The following is a 3,007-nucleotide window of genomic DNA, read 5'->3' on the forward strand; positions in this document are numbered from 1 at the left end:
ATGACGGCGGCGGCGATCGCGACGCTTTGGATCACGCTCAACAAGCGCTACCGCTACGCGCCCTTCCTGCTTGCGATCGGCATTTTCATTCTCTGCTACACGGGGCTCGGGGTCAGCCTGTTCCCCTACATCATCCCCCCCGACATCACAATCTGGCAGGCCGCCGCCGCGCCCAAGAGCCAGCTCTTCATGCTCTACGGCGCGATTCCGATCCTGCCCATCATCCTCGCCTACACCGCCTACTCCTACTACGTGTTCTGGGACGCGACCGAGCACGACGCCTACCACTGAGGAGTAGGCGCCGGCGCGCGCACAGAGCCCGGGTCTCAACCTCGTCCTTGACGGGGAGATATGGCGCCGGTCGTGGATTCCGCGGGAATGACGATCAGCGTTGCTGTGCCTACCACCAGAGCAGCCAGAGCACGAACGGGATCAGCACCACGCAAAGGGCGATGGCGAGCAACAGAAGGATCGCTGCGATGGTGCTGATCATGCCCGAACGTCTCGCAGAGGCGAGTCTCAGTCCTACCACTTGCCGGCCAGCTCGTGCTGGGCGAGGCGGCGCTTCAACAGTTTGATCTTGTCGTTGGCCTGTTCGATTCTGAGCCGCGAGATGCGCCCGTCGGAGACGGCGGCGGCGATGATGGCGTGGATCTTCGCCCCGAGATCGGGGTCGTGGCTGCCGACATTCGAGAACACGATGATGTCCGTGCCGGCGTTGATCGCCTTGATCACCCGCTCCTCGATCGAATAGCGCTGTGAAACGGCCCCCATCTCCATGTCGTCGCTGAACACCACGCCGTCGAAATCGATCCATTGCGTGTTGCGCAGCGCCCGGATCGCCTTGGCCGACAGCGAGGCGGGCAGCATTTCTCCGTCGCTGAAGCGCGGATGGTAGAGATGCCCGATCATCACCGCGTCGAGCAGGCCCTCCTTGGCGAGCACGCGATAGGGATCGAGTTCGACCTCCTGCCAGCTCATCGAAATGTCGGCGAAGCCCTTGTGGCTGTCGGCGCTCGACGATCCGTGTCCGGGAAAATGCTTGGCGACGGTAACGATGCCTGCGTCTCGGTGCGCGCGGATGAAGGCGCGCGCGAACGAAATGACCCGTGCGGGGTCCGAGCCGAAGCTCCGCTCGCGCCCGGCGATCACCGGGTTCGCCGGGTTGAGGTTGAGATCGACCACGGGGCCGAAATTGAGGTTGAAGCCGGAATCGGCGAGCTCCTTGGCCATGGCGGCGTAGAGCTTGAACGCGCTCTCCGGCGTTGCATAGCTCGGGTTCTGCCCCACATCGCGCGCCGACGGGAAATAGCTGTGCCCGTTCTCGCGCGACAGCCGCTGCACCTTGCCGCCCTCCTGATCGACGGCGATGAACGGCACCGGCTGCGAGCGGGCGTTGCGCAGGAAGGCGGTGAGCGCGGTGATCTGCTGCGGCGAGCGGATGTTCTCGGGGTAGAGCACGACCCCGCCGATCGTGCCGCTGCCGATCTCGTCGCGCACGGAAAGAACCCCGGCGTCGCTCGTCTCGGTGCCGGCGAAGCCCACCATGATCATCTGTCCGATCATGGCATCGAGCTTTGTGGCGTCGGTTTCGGGCGCGGCGATCGCGCTGCCGAAAAGAGCGGCGCTCGCCGCAAGAAGCGCCAGCAGAGCGGGCAGCTTGGACCGGGACAAAGGCAAAGGCGGCGGGACCCCGTAAGGCGGCGCGTATCGTCCCGCCTTGTACAAGCGACAAAAGGAAAAATCTATGACGCGGGCCCGAAAGGCCCGGCGAGGCCGAAATTTCGGCGTGGGGAACGCGCCGGCCCGAGGCTCATTTTGTCATGATTGTGATTACACTGTGAGCCCCGCCTCGGTTACCTCCATGCAGGGAACGCCCATGGTCATCACCCGTCCTTCGCTTGCCCGTCTTGCCCTTGCCGCCGCGGTCTTCGCCTTGCTCCCGCTCGCGGCCTCGCCAGCTTCCGCCAAGAAGAAGCCGCCAGAGCCCGCAGTCGAGGAGAACGCCGCGGACCTCGTCTTCGCCAAGAGCTTCGTCGGCAAGACCTATGACGACGAACTCGACATCGAGGGATGGGAGGATTTGGGCGGGGGCCTCGTCTCCCCTCCGGTTTATGTGCACGAATACCGGCGCGAGGACGGCGCCCTCCTCGTCCTGACCAGCAAGGAGACCACCCCGCAAAAGGGCGACATGCCGGGAAGCTATGTCGTGCTCGACGCGCTTATCGTGAGCAAGCTCCGCCCGGATGCCGTGCTGTCGGTCGCCTGCGTGCAGGGCGCCGACCAGACCTTGCGCTTCATCGGCGAGGCCAGGGGCAGCGATCAGAAGGAATGGTGGACCGACGTCAGCCGCGCCTGGGAGATTTCGCTCGAGACCGGCGCCATCACCCCGATCAAGCCGAAAGGCGTCAAGTGCACCAACCCGACGTTCTGAGGACCGCATGAAGGCGAAGCTCAAGGATCGCGTCATCGCCGAGAGCGACGATATCGTCGAGGAAGGCGGCTATGCCTACTTCCCGAGCGCGCAGGTGCGGGTCGAGCTGCTCGAGAAGGCGGAGAAGACCGCATCCGATCTCGAATGCCCGCACGGCGTTCAGTTCTACCACGTGGTGATCGACGGCGTCCGCCACGAGCGTGCCGCCTGGCGCTACGAGGCGCCGCGGCCCTCGATGCGCCACACGGCCGGCCGCTTCGGTTTCTGGGGCGAGGTCGAGGTCGGCTAGACAGCGGGAGGCCGAACCATGGATCGCGCGCTGTTCGTCGTGACCTTCCTTGCAGCCCTCGGCGCAGGCGTGAACGGCGGGCTCTTCTTCGCCTTCTCGGTCTTCGTGATGAAGGCGCTTGGCCGCATCGCGCCGGCTTCCGGCATCTCAGCCATGCAGTCGATCAACGTCGCCGTCCTGAACCCTGTGTTCTTCGCGGCCTTCTTCGGCACGGCCGCCCTCTCCGCTCTCGCCTTGATCGCGGGATTCATGACCTGGTCCGCTGCCGGCGCGCGCTATCTGGC

4 protein-coding genes and 1 pseudogene are annotated in these 3,007 nt (G+C 65.1%); 4 read left to right on the plus strand and 1 reads right to left on the minus strand.

The window, feature by feature from the left end:
- Positions 1-291, plus strand: a 291-nt coding sequence (locus VFB18_RS14430; RefSeq protein WP_324976793.1) for a cytochrome d ubiquinol oxidase subunit II, incomplete at its 5' end; no start/stop codon positions are given.
- 234 nt (positions 292-525) lie between these two features.
- Here the strand turns inward: VFB18_RS14430 and VFB18_RS14435 are convergent.
- Positions 526-1,674: a glycoside hydrolase family 3 N-terminal domain-containing protein gene (locus VFB18_RS14435; protein ID WP_324976796.1), complete on the minus strand. Its 1,149-nt coding sequence runs from the start codon at positions 1,672-1,674 to the stop codon at positions 526-528.
- Positions 1,675-1,879: 205 nt separating this feature from the next.
- Here VFB18_RS14435 and VFB18_RS14440 point away from each other — a divergent pair, with 205 nt between their 5' ends.
- The 3 genes and pseudogenes from VFB18_RS14440 to VFB18_RS14450 all read left to right on the plus strand — a co-directional run.
- Complete coding sequence (locus VFB18_RS14440) at positions 1,880-2,434, plus strand: hypothetical protein (RefSeq protein ID WP_324976800.1); 555 nt, start codon at positions 1,880-1,882, stop codon at positions 2,432-2,434.
- Positions 2,435-2,441: 7 nt separating this feature from the next.
- Positions 2,442-2,723 carry a DUF427 domain-containing protein gene (locus tag VFB18_RS14445; RefSeq protein WP_324976803.1) on the plus strand — a complete coding sequence of 94 codons (282 nt, stop codon included), beginning with the start codon at positions 2,442-2,444 and terminating at the stop codon, positions 2,721-2,723.
- Positions 2,724-2,741: 18 nt separating this feature from the next.
- Positions 2,742-3,007: pseudogene (locus tag VFB18_RS14450) on the plus strand (hypothetical protein); the annotation flags it as partial.

The organism is Methyloceanibacter sp. (genome assembly GCF_035650995.1).
GTDB lineage: Bacteria > Pseudomonadota > Alphaproteobacteria > Rhizobiales > Methyloligellaceae > Methyloceanibacter.

Bases quoted from the DNA above. Each gene is read 5' to 3' on its own strand.
- VFB18_RS14440 (WP_324976800.1), top strand. From the start codon at position 1,880: ATGGTCATCACCCGTCCTTCGCTTGCCCGTCTTGCCCTTGCCGCCGCG.
- VFB18_RS14445 (WP_324976803.1), top strand. From the start codon at position 2,442: ATGAAGGCGAAGCTCAAGGATCGCGTCATCGCCGAGAGCGACGATATC.